We start from the raw sequence: 1708 nt of genomic DNA on the forward strand, positions 1-1708 counted from the left end.
TTAGCGGCTTTGGTACGCTGGCAACGGCTACCGCAGATACCAACAAATATCAATTTCGTACCGACCGTTCACAAGCAGAATTTGCTAAAAAGGATGGCTTTGCATTTAAGCCGTTGAGTTTAATTGGCGTGCAGCTTGATTACAGTGTAACAAGCAACCTCGAATTTGTAGGGCAATTTGTTTATCGAGAACAAGATGAGCAGAATCTCGATTCCATCACCCAAATGGCCTTTTTGAGGTACGACATCTCGCCGGCGTGGCAGGTAAGAGCGGGTAGATTAGCAGCGGATATTTTTCACTTTAGTGATACCAGAGACGTTTCTATCGCTTATCCTTGGGTAAAGGTACCTACCGAAGTTTACGGCATTGTTCCAGCTAGAAGTTTCGATGGTGCCGACATAAGTTACACCACGCCCTTTAGTGACTTTAATTTGTCAATCAAAGGCTTTTGGGGAAGTGGTGAAAGCGATTTTAGTAGTGGCGCATATAGCCCCATCACATTTAATGACTTGCGCTCCATAGGTGTTGAATTTGTTGCTTTTGACTGGAGCGTAGCGCTAAAACACACTCAAACTGAAGCTAAAAACGACAATGCTGACTCCGCATTTGTTTCCACCTCCGTTGCACAGCTTCAGCCATTTTGGAGCGGTGCCAACGCGTTTGCCGATTCATTAAGCTTACGCGGTGCTACAATTCAATACACTTCTGTGTACTTTAATCGCTTCTTAGGCGATTGGGACCTGTCTGGAGAACTATCCTATATAGATTCAGACTCTATTGCACTGAGACCTTCTTTTAACGGTTTTCTCAATCTTAGCTATCTTTACGGTGCCCACACTTTCTATGCGCTGTACTCTTTCGCAGAAGCTGACCCGTATTACCTTAGTGAAGAGCAGCCGAGCTTCCCAATCAACGCGAATACCGCCGAGTTAGCTATTTTTGTAGAAGAAGTAGCAAGCACGCTAGCACATCGCCAGCAGTCATTTTCTGTGGGTTGGCGATGGGACTTGAGAGAAAACCTAGCCTTTAAAGCGCAAGTTGAACGAACTGACATTAAAGCAAGAGGCACTGGGCTTCGTGCACGTGATGGCTTAGTCGTTGACGATGAAGACGGTGTCGCGCATACCCTCTTCTTGGCTTTAAGCTTTAGCTTTTAAGGGGAGGAGCATGAAATTATTTAAACGCCTCCCCTTGATAATTGCTTTAGTGCTGCTAACGCAAAACTTTGCTTTCATGGCGCAAGCGCAAGAAAAAATTGTCGTTGTCACTAACTTTAATAACGATGTAGAGGTTTTGGATAAAAAAGGCTTAATTGATTTATTTATGGGTAAGTACTCGGCGTTCCCCAATGGGAAAGAAGCCACCCCTATAGATGTAGAGTTAGATTCCGAACTGAAAAGCCAATTTTACAAGTCTTTGGTTGGACTTCCTCTTGCAAGGGTAAATGCCTATTGGTCGCGACTTAAATTCTCTGGCCGCGTGAAACCTCCTGCGGTGGAGCAAACTCTTGATGATATTAAGCTAAGGCTTGAAGAAGACGAATCGGCGTTAGCCTATGTGTATGAGTCAAGTGTGACCGACAGTATGAAGGTAGTATACCGTTTTGATTAACGTGCAGGGTCTAGGTTTTCGTTTTTCGCTGTTTCTAGTCGCAGCGGCAATGATAGTGGTATTTACTACCGCTGAGTTCTTTTATCGTGTCACATAT

General features: G+C 44.4%; 2 protein-coding genes. Both read left to right on the forward strand.

Annotation, left to right across the window (positions count from 1 at the left end):
* Positions 1 to 1157: hypothetical protein (locus KL866_RS09075; protein ID WP_251139936.1), on the forward strand; the 1157-nt coding region annotated here is incomplete at its 5' end.
* Positions 1158 to 1167: 10 nt separating this feature from the next.
* Positions 1168 to 1611, forward strand: coding sequence for a hypothetical protein (locus KL866_RS09080; RefSeq protein ID WP_214994727.1), 444 nt, complete (start codon positions 1168 to 1170; stop codon positions 1609 to 1611).
* The last annotated feature ends 97 nt before the right edge of the window (positions 1612 to 1708 follow it).

The organism is Alteromonas sp. ALT199 (genome assembly GCF_018619335.1).
Classification (GTDB): domain Bacteria; phylum Pseudomonadota; class Gammaproteobacteria; order Enterobacterales; family Alteromonadaceae; genus Alteromonas.

Coding starts and splice junctions, on each gene's coding strand:
- KL866_RS09080 (WP_214994727.1), top strand. CDS start 1,168: ATGAAATTATTTAAACGCCTCCCCTTGATAATTGCTTTAGTGCTGCTA.